The sequence below is a fragment of the Paraburkholderia haematera genome (assembly GCF_905220975.1).
Taxonomy (GTDB): Bacteria; Pseudomonadota; Gammaproteobacteria; order Burkholderiales; family Burkholderiaceae; genus Paraburkholderia; species Paraburkholderia haematera.
In genome coordinates, this window is sequence record NZ_CAJNBK010000014.1 from 1 (window position 1) to 20,723 (window position 20,723).

Below are 20,723 nucleotides of genomic sequence, written 5' to 3' on the forward strand. Positions count from 1 at the left end.
CCCGAACAGGACCGTGAAACGACTCCACGCCGATGATAGTGCGGATTCCCGTGTGAAAGTAGGTAATCGTCAGGCTCCCTAGCAGCAGACAGAAACCCCACCCCGAAAAGGCGGGGTTTTTGCGTTTACGGCCGTAAAAAACAGGCACAAAAAAACATCGCCGCTGTCTGGCGGACCATAGACGCCATCACACATGGTCCGCCACTTCACTATCCGCGTCGCTGCCTTACACGGGTCCGGCCTGCTCTTTAGATTCAAAATCCGCGTCAGCGCGCAGCGACGTCTCCGTCCCCAGTGCTGGCCGCGCCCACAGGCGCCACGCCATCACCTGCAACCATCTGGCCGACTTCTGCAAGCAACGCCTCGTCGCGTGCAATCACCTTCGGCAGATGCGTACGTAAGAACTCAACCCACGTTCGCGTCTTCGCATCGATGAACTTGCGTGACGGATACAGCGCATAAACGTTCATCTTCTGCAGCGTATATTCAGGCAACACACGGACTAACGACCCGTCACGCAACCCGGTGATGGCCGCATACAGCGGCACCATACCAATGCCCATTCCCTCGCGAATCGCGACGATCAGCGATTCCGCGATATTCACATGCACGGGTCCGTTCACTTCCATCATTTCGCTGCCATTGGGGCCGTCGAGTACCCATTCGTGGGGCGGAAATGCCGGCGTGTGCAGGATCAGACACTCGTGATGAGCCAGGTCACATGGCTGTTGCGGCGCGCCATGAGCGCGCACGTAAGCAGGCGATGCGCACAGAATGCTGAAAGTTGTACCGAGAGGGAGCGACACGAGCTCGGAATTCGGCAGAGTCGAGGCGCCGATCACCGCAACGTCGGCGCTGCCTTCGAACAGGTCGGGCATGCGCTGCGACAACGTCAGTTCGACGGTCACTTCGGGATAAAGCGCGCGATAGCGCGAGATGGCCGGCAGCACGTAATGCTGCCCGATGCTGGCAAAGCTGTGCATGCGCAACGCGCCGCTCGGGCGTTCGTGCGCGCAACTTGCCTCTTCTTCCGCTGTATCGACATCGGCAAGGATCTGTTGAGATCGCTTCAGGTAACGCTCGCCTGCAGTGGTGAGCGCGAGCCGCCGCGTCGACCGGTTCAGCAAGCGTGTACGCAGATGAGCCTCGAGTTCAGAGACCGCGCGGGACATCGCCCCAGTCGTCGAGTTGAGTGACAGCGCGGCGGCGGTAAAGCTACCGGCTTCAACCACGCGCACGAACACTCGCATATTTTGTAACGTATCCATCGATCCTTCTATTTCACGGCAGAAGCCGTATTGTCCGCCTGTCCCGCAAGCCCATTGTTGTTCGATCTGGAAGGGTCGTTCCGCGCCCGTCCTATTAATGCGCGCAGCGCATGGTCCTACAATCGGCGCCTTGCCTGCCGGTGTGCGCAGCGTTCACCGGTGCCTCTTTCAGCGACAAACCGGGACGCGTTGCTTTCTGATGAAACGCCAGCATGCGATCAAACCGACGGCGGATTCCCGCGGGCCGTGGAGCGTCATGTTGCCGACGCTCAGTCCGGCCATTCGCGACTGGGCAAATAGCGACGGTCTGATCTGGCTGCATCTGCTGAAAACGGTCACGGCGGGTCTGCTGGCACTGGGCATTGCCATGTTGCTGGATCTCCAGCAGCCGCGAATCGCGATGACCACGGTGTTCGTGCTGATGCAGCCGTTTAGCGGCATGGTGCTCGCCAAGAGTTTCTATCGGATTCTCGGTACAGCGGTGGGTACGATTGCCGCGCTGGTGCTCGGCGCGCTGTTCGTCCAGCAGCCCGAGTTGTACATGCTCGGCATGATCGGTTGGGTGAGCGCCTGTATCGCGGCAGCGGTCCGGTATCGGCATTTCAGATGGTACGGCTTTGTGCTGGCAGGTTATACCGCCGCTCTGATCGGCATCCCGAATGTCACGGCGCCTCATGACCTGTTTCTGGCGGCGCTCACGCGCGCGGCGGAGGTGGCAGTCGGCATCGTGTGTTCGAGTGCCGTGAGCGCACTGATCGTGCCGCAACGTTCCAGTCTTGTATTGCGGCGCACGCTCCACATTCGATATACAAATTTTACTGCGTTCGCTGCCGCGGTGCTGGGTCGTGGAATCGAACGCGGCCAGTTTGAACGGCGCTTTGCGGACCTCGTCGACGAGATTGTTGGGTTTGAAGCGACGCGAATATTTGCCGCGTTCGAAGATCCGGCCATGCGCTCTCGCAGCCAGCATCTCGGCCGTCTGAACGGCGAGTTCATGGACGCCTGCGCGCGACTGCATGCGCTGCACCAGCTGCTCAAACGTCTACGCGCTGGCGGCCCGAGCCGGATGGTTGACGCTATCACACCGTACTTCCGAGAGTTGTCGGCACTGCTGGCGTCTACTCAGGAAGCGGACGTCGAGGCATCACGCACAGCAGCACGTATGCGGTTTTTTCAAGCCGGCTTGCCAAGGCGTGTACGCGAAACGAGACGGCCGCTGGAAGCCGCTCCCGCTGAATCGCTGGCGGACTTCGATACGGCCGCAGAATTGCTCTATCGGTTCGTCGGCGAATGGATCCGTTACTCCGAGACTTACGCATCGTTGGCGCGGCGCAAGCCGGGCGCCGGGCAGCGTATCGCCGGGCGCTACGTGAGCAGGACAAATGGCTTTGTGGTCGCGTTTACCTTTGCACGGTCGGCAGTGATCATGGCGATCGCCGGCTGGTTCTGGATCGCTACCGACTGGCCCAGCGGCGGCCTGGCGGTAATCGGCGCGGCGCTGGTCTGTGCGTTGACGTCGACTGCGCCAAATGCATCGAAAATGGCTGTGCAGATGGCGGTCGGCACCGTGCTGGCGACCATGACGGGCTACCTTTTCACGTGCTACGTGTATCCCGGCATCGACGGTTTTCCGCTGCTTGGCGCGACACTCGCCCCGGTGCTTGCACTCGGCGCCTTCATCGCGTCTCGTAAGCGCGCGGCAGGGTTTGGCATCGGTTTTTCGGTGTTCTTCTGCCTGCTCGCCGGGCCGGACAACGTCGTCACCTATGCGCCCGATCTGCTGATCAACAACGGCATTGCGATCACTGCGTCGCTGTTGCTTGCTGCGATCGTTTTCGCGGTCGTGTTTCCCGCGGATATGCCGTGGCTCACTGAGCGAATCAAGGGTGATTTGCGCGCGCAGGTCGTCTCTGCCTGCAAGGACGAACTGCCCGGACTCAATCAGCGCTTTCAGTCGAGCACGCACGATCTGACCGCGCAGTTGCGCATGCTATTGACACGCCGCTCCCGACGCCGCCGTGATGCCTTGCGCTGGATGCTCGTCACGCTCGAAGTCGGGCACGCTGTGATCGATCTGCGCAATGAAGCAGCGCGTGCCGGTTATGTACAGGTTCTTCATTCGCGCTGGAGCAGCAGCCTCGCGCGGACTTGCGATGACCTCGCGCGGCTTTTCGAGCGGCCGGACGTGCGTGCTCTCGAGCAAACGCTCGTATCCGTGCGCTCGGCCACGTGGATCGCGCAGGACGTACTGGAAACCGTTCATGCCGACCGCGACAAGCGGCACGACCTGCAGCGCATTCTGAGCTGCCTGCACTTCATCCGTACAGCGTTGCTCGACAAAGACGCACCTTTCAATGCGCGTTGATCCAGGTGCTTTGGATCGGGCGCGCGCCTCGATCTTTCTGTCAGATGGAAAGATCACTTCCGTCCAGACCCGTTTATCTGCGCAGGTGGCGGTCATATAGTTTTATCACTGCCACGCAGTCTCCCAAGGGGACTTCCTACCGGCGGTAACCGTAAGTACTGGAGAACGAAATGAATGTGTTGAAGATTGCTCTGATTGCCTGCTCTATGTCCGCTATCGTCGCTCATGCGCAGACGGCGCCGGCCGCGCCGGAACAACAGGTCGCACAGGCGAATGCGCCGCGCGCCAATAGCGTCGCCGCGCAAGGCAGTGTCGTTGCACCGAAGGTCAAAGCTGAAGAGTGCGTCGGGCCCGTGAGCTTTTGCACGATCTACTTCGGCAGCTAGGCAGCGCCACGAGCAACACTCGCTGTACCTGTCGCGGGGATTTTGCACGTGACGAAACGCCTCGCCGCGACGCCGTTCCATCGAGACGCCGCGGCTGGCGTGACAATCTGGCTACTGAGCGAAGCACACCGCAGACGTGCGCACCGGTAGACCGGACTGATGACTATGGAGAGACTCAGTTTCATGTACCAAGACCGGATTCGTTGCTCCGCGCTGAGCGGAAAAATCACTTCAGCCGCCGAGGCGGCGCTTCTGATTCGGGACGGCATGCGCGTCGGCGCCAGCGGCTTTACGCGCGCGGGCGACGCCAAAGCTGTCCCTGTCGCGCTCGCCGAGCGGGCCCGTCAGGAAGGCAAGCCGCTGCAAATTACGTTGATGACCGGCGCATCGCTCGGTCATGACGTGGATCGCATGCTCACTGAGGCGCATGTGTTGGCGCGCCGCTTGCCGTTTCAGGTCGACAAGACCTTGCGCGATGCAATCAATCGCGGCGAGGTGATGTTCGTCGATCAACATCTGTCTGAAACAGTCGAGATGCTGCGCGCAAATCAGCTCGGCAAACTCGATGTCGCCATTATCGAAGCCGTGGCGATCACCGAAACCGGCGGCATTGTGCCGACCACTTCAGTCGGCAACTCGGCCAGCTTCGCGATCCTCGCCGATAAGGTCATCGTCGAAATCAATCTTGCTCAGCCGCTCGCCCTCGAGGGACTGCACGACATCTGGATTCCGGGCCGCAGGCCGAATCGGGAACCGCTGCCGATCGTGCGTCCGCAAGACCGTGTCGGCACGCAAGCGATCGAAATCCCGCTAGATAAGATCGCGGCGATTGTGATTACAGATAAGGCGGACAGCCCGTCCACGGTACTGCCGGCGGATACGGAAACCGAGCTGATCGCCGGCCATCTGATCGAATTCTTCCAGCATGAAGTGTCACGCGGGCGCATGCTTCATCAGTTACCGCCGCTGCAGGCGGGCATCGGCACGATTGCCAATGCGGTGCTGGCCGGCTTTGTCGATTCACCTTTCGACGCCTTCGAAATTTACTCAGAAGTGCTGCAGGATTCGACCTTCGACCTGATGGACGCCGGCAAGGTGACGTTCGCCTCGGGTGCGTCGATCACGCTGTCCGCCGCGCGTCAGGCGCAAGTGTTCGGTGAACTCGAGCGCTATCGCGATCGCCTGGTGCTGCGCCCGCAGGAGGTCAGCAACCATCCTGAGGTGATTCGCCGCCTCGGTCTGATCGCGTTGAACACCGCATTGGAGTTCGACATCTACGGCAATGTGAATTCCACGCACGTGGGCGGCACGCACATGATGAATGGCATTGGCGGCTCGGGCGATTTCGCGCGTAACGCGTCATGCGCGATCTTTGCGACGAAATCGATGGCGAAGGGAGGCCGCATTTCGAGTGTCGTGCCGATGGTGCCGCACTGCGATCACAACGAGCACGATGTGGACGTGGTTGTGACAGAGCAGGGTCTCGCCGATCTGCGCGGACTGGCGCCACGAGAACGCGCTGCGCTAATCATTGAGAATTGCGCGCATCCGCTCTATCGCGATCTGCTTCGCGACTACTATCGGGAGGCCTTGCAATGGGGTGGGCAAACGCCGCATCGGTTGGACCAGGCTTTCGCCTGGCATACACGGCTGCGTGACACCGGCTCGATGTTGCCGGCAGTGGAGGCGTCTCTCTAAATACTTGGTAAAGCCGGCGTCAGGTGGCATTCGCCGCCGACGCCGTAAGACATCAGGTGCTACGCTCAGGTACCGCGCCGGACAAGCCGGATAAGAAACAGCAGAATGACGGCGCCGATCACAGCGGTAATGATCGAACCGATCCAGCCGCCGCCGAGCGAAATGTGCAGCACACCGGCAAGCCAGCCGCCGATGAATGCGCCGACAATCCCGACGATGATGTCGACGATCAGGCCGAAACCGCCGCCCTTGACGAGCACACCGGCAAGCCAGCCGGCGATCGCGCCGATGATGAGCCATGCAATGATGCCGTGTTCCATAATCGAGACTCCATGGTTGAGTGTGAAAAATTCACGGTGACAGAGCTTAGTCGAAGGTTATGGGACAGTCCATATTCAGGACGTGAAATTAACATTGTCTAAATCTATTGCAAGCTAAGTGTAGACGATGCGCGCGAATATGGGGAGCTTACGCGTGGGGCTCACTCCGGCGTCGGCTCCGCTTCTTTGGCTGTCCAGCTGACGCTCGATACGCTCTTTTCCATGCTGATGCGGCTCGCCATTTGCTCAAGCTTCGGCTGATCTTTCGGATGCAGCTTTAAGGTTGCCGTAACGCGAATGCGTTCCGTGTCGTCTTCGACGTCTTCGCTGGTCAGGCTCTGGAACGATAGCGGTGTGGAATACATCGAGTTGGATACCGCGGTACGAATGTGAATCTCGTCAGCCGCCCGGCATACGATCGTCAGCATATACTCGCGCACCAGATCCGCGTTCGACACAGGCGTCGCGTTGATCATACGGCTCACATCACGCAGCACCGTATTGGTCAGCAGGACGACCCCGGTGCCGGCGAGCGCCGGGCCGTAATGCCCCGCACCGCACAATACGCCGACCGCCGCCGAACACCATAAAGTCGCGGCGGTGTTGATCCCCTGAATGGAGCCCTTGTCGCGCATGATCACGCCGCCGCCGAGAAAGCCGACGCCGGATACGACATACGCCGCAATCTGCGTGATACCGGCCGTGCCGTTGCCGGTCAGCACGCCGAGCGTGACGAACAGGCACGCGCCGCTGGCGACCAGCGTGATGGTCCGCAGGCCGGCGTTGCGCTGGCGCATCTGCCGTTCGAGGCCGATCGCGACACCGCAGCTGAAGGCGGCAAGGAGCCGCAGGGCGAATTCAATTGTCATCGGTAAGAAAGGTTGAGGCGCGTGTTCGCACAGTGTGAACCTTACGCGTGACAGCCGCGTATCCGCACGTGGAGCGCGGCGGCGGTCAGGCGTGACGAGGCAGGCGAGCCAAAGCTCGCGCGCGGGAAAGTCATGGAGCGACAGCCGGGCATCGAGCCATGCGGCGCTTCACTGGCAGTACGAGGGTATAGACGACGTACACCGTCGGGCCCGAAGGCAAGACGGCGACAGGCAAAGGCTGGCGCGGAAATCTTGCCGATCAGGCGATCGGGCGAATCGAAGCTCGACTGGTTCTACTGCTACTGTCCAAGATCGTGATTCCGGTTAAATGAACTGGGCGAATTTTAGGCAATTCTGCAAAGTTAAGTCAAGCCGCAACGAAGCAGGGAGGCGGAACGAATTATCCGATGCACGCCGATTCTCCCGAGGCAAACTCAGAATTTTCCTCGCGTAAATACGGACTCCGAATGTTGACGGTGTTCATCCCGGAAAACACACTGTTGGAACACTTCGAAACTCGTCGTGCGTTTTGGCGCTCAATCCGCGTTTTACCTCTCACGGTTTCGCCCAGAATTTTTCGGTTGCCCTCGCGCTATGCCAAGCGCATCCGATCCGCGCGACATCATCTCTTTTCCGCTGTTTACCCAATTGAGGAATATATGAAAGATAAAGCTCTTGGCATCATTGCCGGTGCATTGATTGCTGCGGCTCCCCTCGTGTCGTTCGCCGCAGGCCTGCCCGCGCCGTTTGAAGGCAGCAGCACGCTGCAGGCCGACGGTGTCGTGAAATCGGTCGATCAGGCCAAACATTCAGTGACCGTGATCGACGCACAGGGCGGCGAAGCTTCGTTCAACATCACCGATACGAGCAACCTGGCGCAGATCAAGCAGGGCGGCAAGATCCACATCCGCATGATGCGCAACGCCGTGGTCAGCGTTACGCGTGGTGCCGACGGCCACGGCACGGCTGTTCAACCGGTACATCAGAACACTGCACAGAACGTGACTGCCGAAGTTCAAGCCGTCGACCACGCGTCCGGCATCATGGCCTTGAAGGACCAGAATGGCGGGGTGTTTCATATCCAGGGCCGCGAGCCGGCAAAGGTCGCCGGCGTAACGCCGGGTATGCAAGTGTCGGTGGCATACGCTCCGCAGGTCAGCGTGGCCGTGGCGCCCGCGCAGTAAGTCAATCTGGATGAAGCGGCGCATCAGAGCCGGAGCGCGGATGTCCTTTACAGGCATCCGCTTTTTTTCGCGCAATCCAACACAACCTCGGCGCGGTGATACCTGGCGCCTGGATCGACGCTTCAGTCGGGCTCACCGGGCACGAGGCGCAGTCGTGTGATTTCCGAGGGAGCCCCCAGGCGCTTCGGCGGTCCCCAGTAGCCGGTGCCGCGACTCGTGTAGACCCACAGGCCGTTCAGCCGTGCGAGACCGGCCGTGAATGGCTGCTGGAACCGCACAAAGAAATTCCACGGGAAGAACTGGCCGCCGTGCGTATGGCCGGACAGTTGTAGCGTGAAACCTGCCGCTGCGGCTGCTTCGGCCGAGCGCGGCTGGTGTGCGAGCAGGACTTTGATCAGCACGTCGCCAGGCGCGCCGGCGATGGCCGCAACCGGGTCGCTGCGATGCAAGGGGTCATGATGGCCCGCCGAGTAATCGGTCACCCCGGCAATCACGGCACGCGCACCGTCGTGTTCCACGATCACATGCTCGTTAAGCAGGACGTTCAACCCCAGGCGCCGGAATTCGTCGATCCAGGCGTTTGCGCCGGCGTAATACTCGTGGTTGCCGGTCACGAGAAACGCGCCGTGACGCGCACTGAGCCGCGACAGGGGCTGCGTGTGCCGGGTCAGTTGCGGCACGCTGCCATCTACCACGTCGCCGGTGACCGCAATCAGATCCGGCTTCAGACGATTCACCGCGTCGACGATCGCGTCCACATAGCGGCCTTTAATGGTCGGGCCAACGTGGATATCGCTGATCTGGACAATCGTGAAGCCGTTGAGCGCTGCCGGCAAATCGTCGATCGGCACCTCGATCGTTACCACCCTGGCGCGGCGCCGTGCGTTGAACAGGCCGACGAGTGTCGAGAGCAGCGCAAGCAACGGTACCGCTGCCGCCGAGCCGATGCGCCAGTGCGCGATGGCAATCGTATTCGGCCAGATTGCATCGACAGTGAGCAGCGAGGCGAGCGCCAGGTCGCGCGCGAGCGTCAGGACCAGCAGCGACGAGAAGAAGCCCATGGCCAGCAGGCCGACCCACGCGAGGCGGTCACTGAGCGGCTGCTGCTTGATGGTGCGCGCCAGCATGCCGAGCGGTATCAGAAAGATCGACAACACGAGCCACAACGCGCAGAGCCATCGGCCGGCGGCATTGACTGGCACGTCGGGAATCAGGCGAAAGCCGACGTAGATATGCAGCAGGATGCCAATCAGGATGAAGCGAACAAGAAACGATGAGCGGCGCATAGGGAGCACAGAGGCGGGAAGGGGCCGACACGAACGGAGCAACGGCAGAGTCTCGCCGCCGAAACCAGAAAAAAGCGGACGAGCCGGATCATTCTACCGAGATGTGCACCCCCTTGCCGACGGCGCCAGATTTGCGCCCAAGGGCGGCCGAAGACGTCCGTGCCTGACGCGCCAGATGGGTATTGCATTGCAGCAGTTTCCCTCGCCGCATGCCAGCCGTCTGACCTGCGGCGGCACCTAATTAAATGGACTATGAATTGCGTTTCGGGTGGACTATTCTCAAATAGAACCGTCTTGCGTCAGGGCAATCGTGTCCTTGAGACGGTTCATTTGTCGTCGATTGAGGGCGAGGCGGGAGGCGCATCATGAAACTGCTTGGATCAGGCAATCACGCACGCCACGGACTTCATGGGCATCACGTCGGACGAGAGGGCAGCCACGTCATGCTGCCGCTGGTGGGCATATCGTTGATGGCGCTCGGCTTGTACTTCGGCGTGCGCAACTTCGACTTCTCCGAGCTGGGCAAAAGTGCGTTATTCGACGTGGTGATGGTATGCGTCGCGCTCGGCATCGCGGGGCTGTTCGGCGTCGTCGGCGCGTGGTTGCGTTCCAATGGCGACGACGCCGAAGAAGGCTTCTGCTTTATCGGTGCGGTGATCGGCGCGGTGGTGTTCTACGTGGCGCTCTTCAGTTAAATGCACTGGCGGCCTAAGGCCTGTCAGACGATCCGGGCGGCTTCGTCGAAGGAGAAGCGCGGGCTGCGCGGGAACAGCTTCGACGGGTCGCCGTAGCCCAGATTGATCAGGAAGTTCGACTTCACGGTCGTGCCGGAGAAGAAGGCCTCGTCGACTTTGGCGGCGTCGAATCCCGACATCGCACCCGTGTCCAGACCGAGCGCGCGGGCCGCGAGAATCAGATAGCCACCTTGCAGCGTCGAATTGCGAAAGGCCGTATCCGCGATCGCCTTGTCGTTGCCCGCGAACCAGCTGCGCGCGTCGGCATGCGGAAACAGTTTCGGCAGATGCTCGTAAAACGCCATGTCCATGCCGACGATCACCGTGACCGGCGCCGCCATCGTTTTCTCGAGATTGCCCGGCGACAAGGCCGGGCGCAGCTTTTCTTTGCCTTCGGGCGTTTTCACAAAGACGAAGCGGCCGGGGCTCGAATTAGCCGAGGTCGGCCCGAGTAGTACGAGCTCGGTGAGCTGTTCGAGCAGGGCGTCATCGACCGGTTTGGCCTGCCAGCCGTTATGCGTGCGCGCTTCGCGAAAGAGTTGATTGAGAGCCTGATCGGAAAGCGTCATGGTGAAAATCCGTTGAAGTAGCAGAGTGAGAAAACGGATGACAGCGCAAGCCAGAGGCGTGAGCGCCGTCGTCGATGCCGCCATAATAGCCAGAGTTTTCACTCGCGCACGTATCGTTCACGACTCGCGCGCGCAATCGCATTCAGGCAATCTCATGGCGGACCTTTTCGATGACCTTCCGGTCCCCGACGTGGACTGGTATCCCGAGTGGCTCTCGCCCGAGGCCGCGGCGCATGCGTTGACGCAACTCGTCAGCGAAGTGGCTTGGCGTCAGGACATGATGGGCACGCCAGCTGGCCGTGTGCCGCTGCCGCGGCTGACTGCCTGGCAGGGCGAGCCGGATGCGGTCTACGTCTACTCCGGAATTCGCAACGTACCGCAACCGTGGACTCCGACCGTCGCCGAACTGCGGGCCGCCGCGGAGGCGACGTGCCATGCGCGCTTCAACAGCGTACTGATCAACCGCTACCGCAGCGGCACGGACAGCATGGGATGGCACGCGGACCGCGAGCCCGAGCTCGGCGCCCAGCCGGTGATTGCGTCGGTCAGCCTGGGCGTTGCGCGCACTTTCGACTTGCGGCACAACCGGACCGGCGTCGTACAGTCGTTTTCGCTGAAGGGCGGCAGCTTGCTGGCGATGAAGGGCGACACGCAGGCTAACTGGCGGCATCGTGTGCCGAAGGAGCCGCGTGTCACGGGCGAGCGAATCAATCTGACGTTTCGTTGGGTGACGCCGCGCGGGGCAGTCCGCTAGCTTGCAAGTTAGCTGTCGGCCGTTTAGTCGCCGGCCCGAAGCCCGAAGCCCACTCACCGCCCGCCCGACTCCGACGTCGAGCACTTAAGCGCATAAAAAAGCATCGCCAACGCCATGCTCCAGCGCCTTCCGAACTCGAGCGAACCTCGCAGCATTGCCCACGTCCGCACCACAGCCCAGACTGCGCGCTATACCAAAATTGGTATCGACGACGCGAATCATATGATTGGACGGTTAACGCCCCAGACACTACGCTACAGCACGATCCACGCACCGTGAGGGCCGCGAACGCCGGGCGGGTTCGATGGATCGCTTGAACAACAACGATCAGGAGACAGTCATGGCGAATACACGACGCGCCGCATGCCGTGCGTTGGGCGCGCTCGCGCTTTGCTCGAGCATCGGTGCGCTGGCGCTGACAACGCCGGGCGCTTACGCGCAGGACAAACAGATCACGCTCGGCTTCGCGCAGGTCGGCGCGGAAAGCGCATGGCGAACCGCCAACACCGAGTCGGTGAAGTCCGCGGCGGCGGATGCGAAGATCAAGCTCAAATTTTCCGACGCCCAGCAAAAGCAGGAAAACCAGATCAAGGCGATCCGCTCCTACATTGCGCAGAAAGTCGATGTGATCGCATTCTCTCCGGTCGTCGAATCCGGCTGGGAGCCGGTGCTGCGGGAAGCGAAAGCCGCAAAAATCCCGGTGATCCTGACAGACCGCAACATCGACGTGAAAGACACGTCTCTATACGTGACGATGATCGGCTCGGACTTCATGGAAGAGGGCCGGCGCGGCGGTCACTGGCTGGCGGATCACTATAAAAATGATCAAGGTCCCATCAACATTGCCGAACTTCAGGGAACGGTCGGCTCAGCGCCTGCCAACGACCGGCATTCCGGGCTGATCGAAGTGATCAAAAGCGATCCCAAATTCAAGATCATCGCGTCGCAAAGCGGAGACTTCACGCTTGCCGGTGGCAAGCAGGTGATGGAAGCGTTTATAAAAACTTATGGAAATAAAATAAATGTAGTTTATGCGCATAACGACGATATGGCGCTCGGCGCCATCCAGGCGATGGAAGAAGCCGGCATGCATCCGGGCAAGGACATCACCGTCGTCTCGTTCGATGCGACCAAGGGCGGCTTTCAGGCGATGGCCGCGGGCAAGATGAACGTCGACGTGGAGTGCAGTCCGTTGCTGGGACCGCAACTGATGTCGGCGGTCAAGGACGTGGTGGCCGGCAAGCCGCTGCCCAAGCGGATCCTGACGGAAGAGACCGTCTTCCCGATGAGCGTCGCAGCGCAGACTCTGCCGACGCGCAAGTACTGAGGCGCACAGTATTGGGCAGAGTAGGGTGGCTAACTGATTAGCTATCCATACGATAGACGTAGAACACAAGCGAAATACGGACAGATCGAAGGGGTTTCTCCAGCGGTGCCTGACCGCCCGGTTGCTTCGGCAACGGGCGGTCTCTTTTCCGCTGAATCGGGTTGCGTCCAACTTGACCCGCCTGAGCCCATCCGACCAACGCACCGCCCATCGAGCGAGGTCTATGACGCATCCCGCATCGGAACCCAATCCGCCGGCCATGAAGGGCATCACGGACGAGCCTCACGCAGGCGTTGCCTCGAACGCACTCGAACCCATTCTGGCCACGGCCGGTGTCAGCAAGACGTTCCCCGGCGTGAAAGCGCTGCAGCAAGTTGACTTTCGCCTCTTTCCCGGTGAGATCCATACGCTGATGGGGCAGAACGGCGCCGGTAAATCCACCCTGATCAACGTGCTGACCGGCGTGGTCGCACCCGATGCCGGCACGATCCGCCTGGGTGGCGAGACGGTGGCGTTTGCCTCGCCACAGGAGGCCGAGGCGGCCGGCGTGCGCACGCTGTATCAGGAAGTGAACCTGTGCCCGAACCTCTCCGTTGCGGAGAACATTTTTGCGGGCAGGCAGCCCAAGCGGTTTGGCGCGATCGATTGGCCCGACATCAAGCGCCGCGCGCAGGCCGCGCTTGCCCGCCTCGACGTCTCGCTCGACGTCACCCGATCGCTCGACGCCTACCCGATCGCCGTGCAGCAGATGGTGGCGATTGCCAGAGCGCTGTCAGTCGACGCACGTGTATTGATCCTCGACGAGCCGACCTCCAGCCTCGACGACAGCGAAGTCGCGCAGCTTTTCAAAATACTTCGGCATCTTAAGCAATCGGGTATCGCCATTCTGTTCGTCACGCATTTTATCGAGCAGACCTATGCCATCTCAGATCGCATCACAGTGATGCGCAACGGCGAGCGTGAAGGCGAATACCTCGCACGCGATCTGCCGGCCGATCAGCTGGTCGCGAAGATGGTCGGTCACGAGCGCATGAGCGCGCGCCTGCGCGAAGCGGCGCATGTTGGGCACGCGGCGTACGACGGGCCGCAAAGCAAGGAAGCGGTTCAACCGTTCATCGAACTGCGTGGCGTCGGACGGCGCGGCACGCTGCAACCGGTCGACCTCGACGTGCAGCCGGGCCAGATCCTGGGGCTTGCCGGTCTACTGGGCTCGGGCCGCACGGAGACCGCGCGGCTGCTGTTCGGGGCGGACCGTGCCGATAGCGGCACCATCCTGATCGAGGGCCGGCTCGTGCGGCTGCGTTCGCCACGGGACGCCGTGCGGCACGGCATCGGCTACTGCGCGGAAGACCGCAAGAAAGAGGGAATCGTCGCTGAACTGTCGATCCGCGAGAACATTCTGCTGGCGTTGCAGGCGCGGCGCGGCTGGTGGCGCAAGATCAAACGGAATCGCGCACATGAAATCGCGGACATGTGGATCGAGCGTCTCGGCATCAAGGCGACCGACGCCGAACAGCCGATCGGGCTGCTTTCCGGCGGCAACCAGCAGAAAGCGCTGCTCGCGCGCTGGCTTGCCACCGACCCCAAGCTGCTGATTCTCGACGAACCCACGCGCGGTATCGATGTCGCCGCGAAGTTCGACATCATGGACCGCTTGCTGGCGCTGTGCGCGAACGGTCTGAGCATCCTGTTCATCTCATCGGAGATCGGCGAGGTGCTGCGTGTGAGCCATCGCGTGGCGGTATTGCGCGATCGCCGCAAGATCGCGGAAGTGGTCGGCAAGGCGTCGAACGAAGACAACATCTATCGACTCATCGCGGGGAGCGCCGAATGAAGCTATCGAACTGGTTCGTGCGCGATGGTGTGGAGCGCCCGTTGATCTGGCCGTGTGTCACCCTGGTGCTGTTGTGCGGCCTGAACCTGTGGGTGAATCCGCATTTTTTGTCGCTGCGGATGCTCGAGGGCCACCTGTTCGGCGCGCCGATCGACGTCCTGAATCGCGCGGCGCCGCTGGTACTGGTCGCTACCGGCATGACGCTCGTGATCGCCACACGCGGTATCGATATTTCGGTTGGCGCGGTTGTGGCAATTGCCGGCGCCGCCGCGGCCACGATCCTCGCCACGCAACCCGCGCCGGGCGCCGGATTGATTGCGCAGGCCCTGATCGCGGCGTTGATCGTCGGCGTATTGAGCGGCATGTGGAACGGGCTGCTGGTGTCGTTCGTCGGCATGCAGCCGATCATCGCCACGTTGATCCTGATGGTTGCGGGCCGGGGCATAGCGCAATTGCTGACGGCGGGGCAGATCATTCCGATCGGCGCACCCGGCTATCTGTTCGTCGGCGGCGGTTACTGGCTTGGTGTGCCGTGCTCCGTGTGGATCGCAAGCGTGGCCGTGCTGGCCACCGCGGCGCTCGTTGAAGGCACGGCGCTCGGACTCTTCATTCGCGCGATCGGCATCAATCCGGTAGCGACGCGTCTTGTCGGCCTGCGCTCGAAGGCACTGGTGTTCGCGGTGTACGGCTTCTCGGGATTGACGGCCGCGATGGCGGGCATCCTCATCAGCTCGAACGTGCGCAGCGCCGATGGCAATAACGCGGGTCTGCTGCTCGAACTCGACGCGATTCTGGCGGTGACGCTCGGCGGAACGTCGCTGCTCGGCGGCCGCTTCAGTTTGACGGGCACCGTGCTGGGCGCGCTGATTATCCAGACGCTCACCTACACGACCTATTCGATCGGCGTACCGCCGGAAGCGACGCTCGTCGTCAAGGCGGCCGTGGTGCTCGCGGTGAGCGTGATCCAGTCGCCCTCGGCGCGTGCGCTCGCGATGTCGCTCTTCACGCAGCGCGGGGTGGCGCGATGAGACGACTCCTCGACGCCTGGGCCCATATTGTCGATCCGCGCACGCTGCCGATCGCCGTCACCATCCTCCTGTTTTGCGCGCTGTTCGGTTTCGGCTCGGTGATGTACACCGGCTTTTTCTCGTGGCAAGTGCTGCTCGATCTGCTGGTTGATAACGCCTTCCTGCTGATCGTCGCAATCGGGATGACGTTTGTGATCGTGTCCGGCGGGATCGATCTGTCGGTGGGCTCGGTGGTGGCGCTGACCACCATCGTCGAAGCGGTGCTGTCCGAACATCGGCATCTGCCGGTGTGGCTGATCGTGCCGATCGTGTTGATGATGGGGACGGTGTTCGGCGCGGTACAGGGCGCGCTGATTCACTTCTTCCGTCTGCAGGCGTTCATCGTCACGCTGGCCGGGATGTTCTTCGCTCGTGGCTTGTGCTTTCTGATTACGACACAGTCGATCACCATCAACGATCCGACGTTCCAGAAGATTTCCGCGTTTCGCCTCGACATCGGCGTCGGTTCGGTGACCGCCAATGTGTTGATTGCGCTCGTCACGCTTGTCGCGGCAATCTATGTCGCGCATTTCACGCGTTTTGGCCGCAACGTCTATGCGGTGGGTGGCAATCCGCGCTCGGCGTTGCTGATGGGTTTGCCGGTCGCGCGTACGCGGATCGGCGTGTATGCGCTGAGCGGATTCTGTTCGGCGCTCGGCGGCGCGGTGTTCACGTTCTACGTCCTATCGGGTTATGGCCTGCAGGGGCAGGGCATGGAACTCGATGCGATCGCGGCGACGGTCATAGGCGGGACCTTGCTGACGGGCGGCGTCGGCTATGTGATCGGCTCGCTGTTCGGCGTCGGCATTCTGGGCACGATCCAGGCGCTGATTACCTTCGACGGCACGCTCAGTTCGTGGTGGACTCGCATCGTGATCGGCGCCTTGCTGTGTGCGTTCTGCCTGCTGCAACGGCTGATCGAGCGGCATGCAAAATCGGCGCGACGTCCCGGTGGCACCGGCGCTGTCGTGACGCCAGGCCGCGAGCGCGGGCGAGCCGACGCAACAGCGTCCGATTCGCATGCGATCGGACGCGCGCCGGAGCAGGCGTTGTAGCGCGAACGTACGGAGGTGGGGCTTAAGCGTTGAGTTCACGTCCTTTGGTCTCTGGCAGCGTCAGCGCAGCGAGGATCACGACACTGTATGCCGCGGCGGCGAATACACCGATTGCGTGACCGAGGGTCATGGTCTGCGAGACGTAGCCGATCAGAAACGGAAACGTCGCGCCGACCGCTCGCCCGAAGTTGTAGCAGAATCCCTGGCCGGAGCCGCGAATGCGCGTTGGGAACAGTTCGGTGAGGAACGCACCCATTCCCGAGAAAATGCCGGATGCGCAGAAGCCGAGCGGGAAACCGAGCGCGAGCATCGTGAGGTTATCGAGTGGCAGTTGCGTGTAGATCAACGCGATTGCACACGAGGCTAGCGCGAACGCGATGAAGGTCCGCTTGCGGCCGATTGTGTCGCTGACGTAAGCGCCCGTCAGATACCCGCAGTACGAACCGGCGATCACCACACCCAGATAGCTGCCGGTGCCGATCACGCTCAGATGCCGCTCGGTTTTCAGATACGTCGGCAGCCACGTGGTGACCGCGTAGTAGCCGCCTTGCACGCCGGTTGCGAGAATGGACGCGCGCAGGGTCGTCCAGACAATATCGCGTCGGAAGATGTCGAGCAGTGAAGGGCGCGTTTGTGCCGCGGCTTGGGTTTCTTTCTGCTGCCGATGCACCTCCGGCTCTTCGACGAAGCGGCGGATCCAGATCACGAACGGCGCCGGCGCAATACCGATTGCGAACAGCACGCGCCACGCGTAATCGGCCGGAATCCATGAAAACACGGCCATGAACAGCAGCGTCGAGACGCCCCAGCCGATCGCCCAGCCTGCCTGCACCAGACCGACCGCCTTGCCGCGGTCACGCGGGCGGATCACTTCGCCGATCAGCACCGCGCCCGCCGTCCATTCGCCCCCGAAGCCGAGCCCCATCAGTCCGCGCGCCCACAGCAACTGCGAGAAGTTTTGCGCCAGCGCGCAAGCCAGCGTGAACACGGCGAACCAGAGGATCGTGATCTGCAAGGTCTTCACCCGGCCGATGCGATCCGACAGCACACCGGCCGCCCAGCCGCCGAGTGCCGAACTCAGCAGCGTGACCGTCCCGATGAGACCGGCGTCGCCGCGCGTAATGCCCCATGTCGCGATCAACGTCGGAATCACGAAGCTCAGGAATTGCGTGTCCATTGCGTCGAGCACGTAGCCGATCTTGCAGCTCCAGAACGCACGCTTCTCGCTGGTGGAAGTCTGCTGATACCACGCGAACGGTCCTTTCCCTGTACCGTGCGCGTCGTAGCGCTCGGTGTCTGCGGTCAATTGCGCTTCGGTTTTCATGCATGGACTCCGGTCGTAGTCAGTGGCCGCGTCGTGCCGCGCAGCTCGTCGTTGGGACAAGTCAAATAACGCCGCGGCTAGAAGACCGCCAGCGTGGTGTTGGGGATGTCGGTGACGAGCATGTGTCCCGGTTTGTGGGCGATTGCGAACGGCAAGCGCGCGCTTTCTATTGCGGCTTGCGGTGTGACGCCACACGCCCAGAACACGGGTAACTCGTCACTGCGCACGTCGACTGCATCGCCGAAATCGGGGCGGGTGATGTCACGAATACCGATCAGCGAGGGATCGCCGATATGAACCGGCGCGCCATGTACTGCGGGAAAACGGCTGGTGATCTGGATGGCGCGGATCGCGTCGGCGGCTTTCATTGGCCGCATTGAGACCACGCGGTTGCCGCCGAACACACCGGCGCTCACGTTGCGTTCACGCGTCCGATACATCGGCACATTGACCTGCTGTTCGATATGGCGCAGCGGAATGCCTTCGCGCCTCAACATTTCCTCGAATGAAAACGAGCAGCCGATCGCGAACACCACCAGATCGTCGCGCCACAGTGCGTCGAGACTGCGCACTTCCTCGGCACGTTCGCCGTGGCGGTAGACGTAAAACGCGGGGACGTCGTTGCGTATGTCGAGATCGTCGCCGAGCGACGGGACGCGCCATTCGCCCGGTTCGCCCATGCCGAGCAGCGGGCAAGCCTTTGGATTGAGCGTACAGAAGCGCAGGAAGTCGTTGGCGTACTGCCTGGGCAGGATGGCGAGATTGGCTTGCGCATAGTCGCCGCAGTAGCCCGCAGTCGGCCCGGACAGGCGGCGGCTGCGAATCAGCTGACGAAACTCGGACGGCGTGCAGGACATGAACGGCGCGACTCCAGCTAGGTTCGAGTGATTGATGGAAGCCAGATTAGTAACGCCAAAAATATCCATCCAGCGAGTTATTCTTGTGTTTCGTTAAATTAAACTTAACGGTGCTGAAGGCGTTTTGCCGCGATGATCGAATGCTTCGAGTTGTTGCTGGGAGAGCTAATGCAATGAATACCCGTTTTGTCGAAACGTTTCTGACGCTTGCTCGTCTAGGCAGTTTTCGCGCGACCGCGGCAGCCATGCACGCAACGCCTGCCGCGATTTCGCTGCGTATCAAAACGCTTGAAGCCGAACTGGGCGTCGAATTGATCGAGCGCGACGCGGCGGAGTTTCAACTCACGGCGCATGGAGAACGGCTGCTCGCGCATGCGCGATCGGTAGTCCAGGCCACGCGCTCGCTGCAACTGGCCGCACAGGACGAAACCCAGGTGACGAAGCGGCTGCGGCTCGGCGTCATCGAAACGGTGGTGCATAGCTGGCTGCCGGACTACATCCGGATGTTGAACGTCGAGTACCACCGCATCGTCGTGGACCTGAGCGTCGACTCGAGTGCCGTACTTGGGCCCCGGTTGCGCGCGGGCGAACTGGATCTCGTGATTCAGGTGGAGGAAACCGGCGAGCAGGAAGCGTCGATTGTTTCGACCTTGCTGGCGAGCTATCCGGTGCGCTGGATTGCGCGCAGCGATCTGATTCCGGCGAGCCGCGCGAAACATGTGCAGACGGTATTGCACAAACCTGTTCTGACGTTCGGCCGTGGCACCGCACCGCAAGTCGCCGTGGAAGCGATTGTCGCGACGCTCGCGAAGCGTGCCGGCGTGGCGCTTGCGGATACACAGGTGACCTGTATGCCGTCGGTGGCGGTGATCGTGAAACTGTTGCGCGATGGCTATGGAATCGCGGCGGTGCCGGCGCTGTTCGTGGCGCCTTTCCTGAGCAGCGGCGAACTGGGGCAATTGGAGGTGCGTCCGCTGCCGCCGCCGATCGACGTTGCGATGTATTACCGCGACGACGCCGACGTCGGCGTGCTGGCGGCCTCACGTGTTGCGCGTAGCGCGTGCGATCAGTATGCGAAGACGATGGGGCGGCAGTTGATTGAGAGGCGGTGATGTGATTGATCGTTAGGCACGCAAACACGTCATTCGTCTTATGCCATTTGCCGTGCTACACTGTAATAACATTGTGTTTACTTTAATGCCCCGACCGTTTAGGATTTCACTTCAGGTTCAGCCATGAAAACGACCATCCGCAGAATGGGTAATTCCCATGGTGTACTGATTCCGAAACCGATCTTGACCCAACTTGGGCTGGAGGACGAAGTGGATATGCAAGTTGAAGGAAACGCTCTGGTGATAAGGCGTCCGCAGAAAAAAGCGCGTGTTGGTTGGGCGGACGCAAGCCGTTCGTTGGCGGCATCGAAAGACGACGCACTGGTGATGGGCGAATTTCCCAATGCCGATGACGCGGGGCTCGAGTGGTAGCGCGCGGCGAGGTCTGGCTCGTTGCGTTGGATCCGACCGTAGGCAGCGAGATTCAGAAAACGCGTCCTTGCGTGATTGTTTCGCCGGCCGAGTTGCACGATCACTTGCGCACGGTGATCGTCGCGCCAATGACCACCGCGGGCCATGCCGCGCCTTTTCGAATCCCACTCACTTTCTTGCGCAAGAAGGGTTTGATCCTGCTCGACCAGATTCGCACGGTAGACAAGACGCGGCTCGTGAAGCGAGCCGGCGCGGTGTCAGATACGGCGCTATCGAATGCGTTGTCGACGTTGCAGGAAATTTTTGTCGAGTGAGCATGAGGCATGGCGTCGGACGAACGGC

At 61.5% G+C, this 20,723-nt stretch carries 20 protein-coding genes; 13 read left to right on the plus strand and 7 right to left on the minus strand.

Annotated elements, in window-relative coordinates; translation table 11 throughout:
* Nucleotides 1-266: 266 nt before the first annotated feature.
* The gene (locus KHO23_RS22125; protein WP_211613370.1) at nt 267-1,268 is read right to left on the minus strand and encodes a LysR family transcriptional regulator; all 1,002 of its coding nucleotides are present in this window, start codon (nt 1,266-1,268) and stop codon (nt 267-269) included.
* Between the two features lie 199 nt (nt 1,269-1,467).
* On the opposite strand from KHO23_RS22125, the gene KHO23_RS22130 reads away from it, so the two are divergent.
* The 3 genes from KHO23_RS22130 to KHO23_RS22140 all read left to right on the plus strand — a co-directional run bounded on the left by KHO23_RS22130 (nt 1,468) and on the right by KHO23_RS22140 (nt 5,717).
* On the plus strand, nt 1,468-3,633 hold the full coding sequence (locus KHO23_RS22130) for an FUSC family protein (protein ID WP_211613371.1): 2,166 nt from the start codon (nt 1,468-1,470) through the stop codon (nt 3,631-3,633).
* 170 nt (nt 3,634-3,803) lie between these two features.
* Entirely contained in the window at nt 3,804-4,019 is a 216-nt protein-coding gene (locus KHO23_RS22135; protein ID WP_211613372.1) for a hypothetical protein, read from the plus strand.
* Between the two features lie 183 nt (nt 4,020-4,202).
* The gene (locus KHO23_RS22140; RefSeq protein ID WP_211613373.1) at nt 4,203-5,717 is read left to right on the plus strand and encodes an acetyl-CoA hydrolase/transferase family protein; all 1,515 of its coding nucleotides are present in this window, start codon (nt 4,203-4,205) and stop codon (nt 5,715-5,717) included.
* 65 nt (nt 5,718-5,782) lie between these two features.
* Here KHO23_RS22140 and KHO23_RS22145 read toward each other — a convergent pair whose 3' ends face one another.
* Together KHO23_RS22145 and KHO23_RS22150 are read right to left on the minus strand one after the other, a co-directional pair.
* Nucleotides 5,783-6,037: a GlsB/YeaQ/YmgE family stress response membrane protein gene (locus tag KHO23_RS22145; protein ID WP_028197420.1), complete on the minus strand. Its 255-nt coding sequence runs from the start codon at nt 6,035-6,037 to the stop codon at nt 5,783-5,785.
* Nucleotides 6,038-6,198: 161 nt separating this feature from the next.
* On the minus strand, nt 6,199-6,906 hold the full coding sequence (locus KHO23_RS22150) for an MgtC/SapB family protein (RefSeq protein WP_211613374.1): 708 nt from the start codon (nt 6,904-6,906) through the stop codon (nt 6,199-6,201).
* 659 nt (nt 6,907-7,565) lie between these two features.
* Between KHO23_RS22150 and KHO23_RS22155 the strand changes: the two genes are divergently transcribed.
* The gene (locus KHO23_RS22155; RefSeq protein ID WP_211613489.1) at nt 7,566-8,090 is read left to right on the plus strand and encodes a hypothetical protein; all 525 of its coding nucleotides are present in this window, start codon (nt 7,566-7,568) and stop codon (nt 8,088-8,090) included.
* A 122-nt stretch (nt 8,091-8,212) separates the two neighbouring features.
* On the opposite strand, the gene KHO23_RS22160 is transcribed toward KHO23_RS22155, so the two are convergent.
* Nucleotides 8,213-9,376 (minus strand): metallophosphoesterase, encoded by a 1,164-nt coding sequence (locus KHO23_RS22160; protein ID WP_211613375.1) that lies wholly within the window; start codon nt 9,374-9,376, stop codon nt 8,213-8,215.
* A gap of 365 nt (nt 9,377-9,741) precedes the next feature.
* Between KHO23_RS22160 and KHO23_RS22165 the strand changes: the two genes are divergently transcribed.
* A complete protein-coding gene (locus KHO23_RS22165) occupies nt 9,742-10,071 on the plus strand; it encodes a hypothetical protein (RefSeq protein ID WP_211613376.1) in 330 nt (109 codons plus the stop codon).
* Nucleotides 10,072-10,094: 23 nt separating this feature from the next.
* On the opposite strand, the gene KHO23_RS22170 is transcribed toward KHO23_RS22165, so the two are convergent.
* Nucleotides 10,095-10,679 carry a malonic semialdehyde reductase gene (locus KHO23_RS22170; protein ID WP_211613377.1) on the minus strand — a complete coding sequence of 195 codons (585 nt, stop codon included), beginning with the start codon at nt 10,677-10,679 and terminating at the stop codon, nt 10,095-10,097.
* A gap of 154 nt (nt 10,680-10,833) precedes the next feature.
* Between KHO23_RS22170 and KHO23_RS22175 the strand changes: the two genes are divergently transcribed.
* From KHO23_RS22175 to yjfF, 5 genes are all read left to right on the plus strand, one after another.
* The gene (locus KHO23_RS22175) at nt 10,834-11,433 is read left to right on the plus strand and encodes an alpha-ketoglutarate-dependent dioxygenase AlkB family protein (protein ID WP_211613378.1); all 600 of its coding nucleotides are present in this window, start codon (nt 10,834-10,836) and stop codon (nt 11,431-11,433) included.
* Nucleotides 11,434-11,773: 340 nt separating this feature from the next.
* Entirely contained in the window at nt 11,774-12,760 is a 987-nt protein-coding gene (locus KHO23_RS22180) for an ABC transporter substrate-binding protein (protein ID WP_211613379.1), read from the plus strand.
* 223 nt (nt 12,761-12,983) lie between these two features.
* Nucleotides 12,984-14,594, plus strand: a complete 1,611-nt coding sequence (locus KHO23_RS22185) for a sugar ABC transporter ATP-binding protein (RefSeq protein WP_211613380.1) — start codon at nt 12,984-12,986, stop codon at nt 14,592-14,594.
* Nucleotides 14,591-15,622, plus strand: coding sequence for an ABC transporter permease (locus KHO23_RS22190; protein ID WP_211613381.1), 1,032 nt, complete (start codon nt 14,591-14,593; stop codon nt 15,620-15,622). Before KHO23_RS22185 ends, KHO23_RS22190 begins: the two co-directional genes overlap by 4 nt.
* Nucleotides 15,619-16,716, plus strand: a complete 1,098-nt coding sequence (gene yjfF, locus KHO23_RS22195) for a galactofuranose ABC transporter, permease protein YjfF (RefSeq protein WP_211613382.1) — start codon at nt 15,619-15,621, stop codon at nt 16,714-16,716. Before KHO23_RS22190 ends, yjfF begins: the two co-directional genes overlap by 4 nt.
* 22 nt (nt 16,717-16,738) lie before the next feature.
* Here yjfF and KHO23_RS22200 read toward each other — a convergent pair whose 3' ends face one another.
* Entirely contained in the window at nt 16,739-18,040 is a 1,302-nt protein-coding gene (locus KHO23_RS22200; protein ID WP_211613383.1) for an MFS transporter, read from the minus strand.
* 77 nt (nt 18,041-18,117) lie between these two features.
* Nucleotides 18,118-18,897: a putative hydro-lyase gene (locus KHO23_RS22205; protein WP_211613384.1), complete on the minus strand. Its 780-nt coding sequence runs from the start codon at nt 18,895-18,897 to the stop codon at nt 18,118-18,120.
* A gap of 173 nt (nt 18,898-19,070) precedes the next feature.
* Here KHO23_RS22205 and KHO23_RS22210 point away from each other — a divergent pair, with 173 nt between their 5' ends.
* The 3 genes from KHO23_RS22210 (at nt 19,071) to KHO23_RS22220 (ending at nt 20,695) form a co-directional block, all read left to right on the plus strand.
* Nucleotides 19,071-20,009, plus strand: coding sequence for a LysR family transcriptional regulator (locus KHO23_RS22210; protein ID WP_211613385.1), 939 nt, complete (start codon nt 19,071-19,073; stop codon nt 20,007-20,009).
* A gap of 123 nt (nt 20,010-20,132) precedes the next feature.
* A complete protein-coding gene (locus KHO23_RS22215) occupies nt 20,133-20,381 on the plus strand; it encodes an AbrB/MazE/SpoVT family DNA-binding domain-containing protein (protein ID WP_211613386.1) in 249 nt (82 codons plus the stop codon).
* Entirely contained in the window at nt 20,375-20,695 is a 321-nt protein-coding gene (locus tag KHO23_RS22220; protein WP_211613387.1) for a type II toxin-antitoxin system PemK/MazF family toxin, read from the plus strand. Before KHO23_RS22215 ends, KHO23_RS22220 begins: the two co-directional genes overlap by 7 nt.
* Nucleotides 20,696-20,723 lie beyond the last annotated feature (28 nt).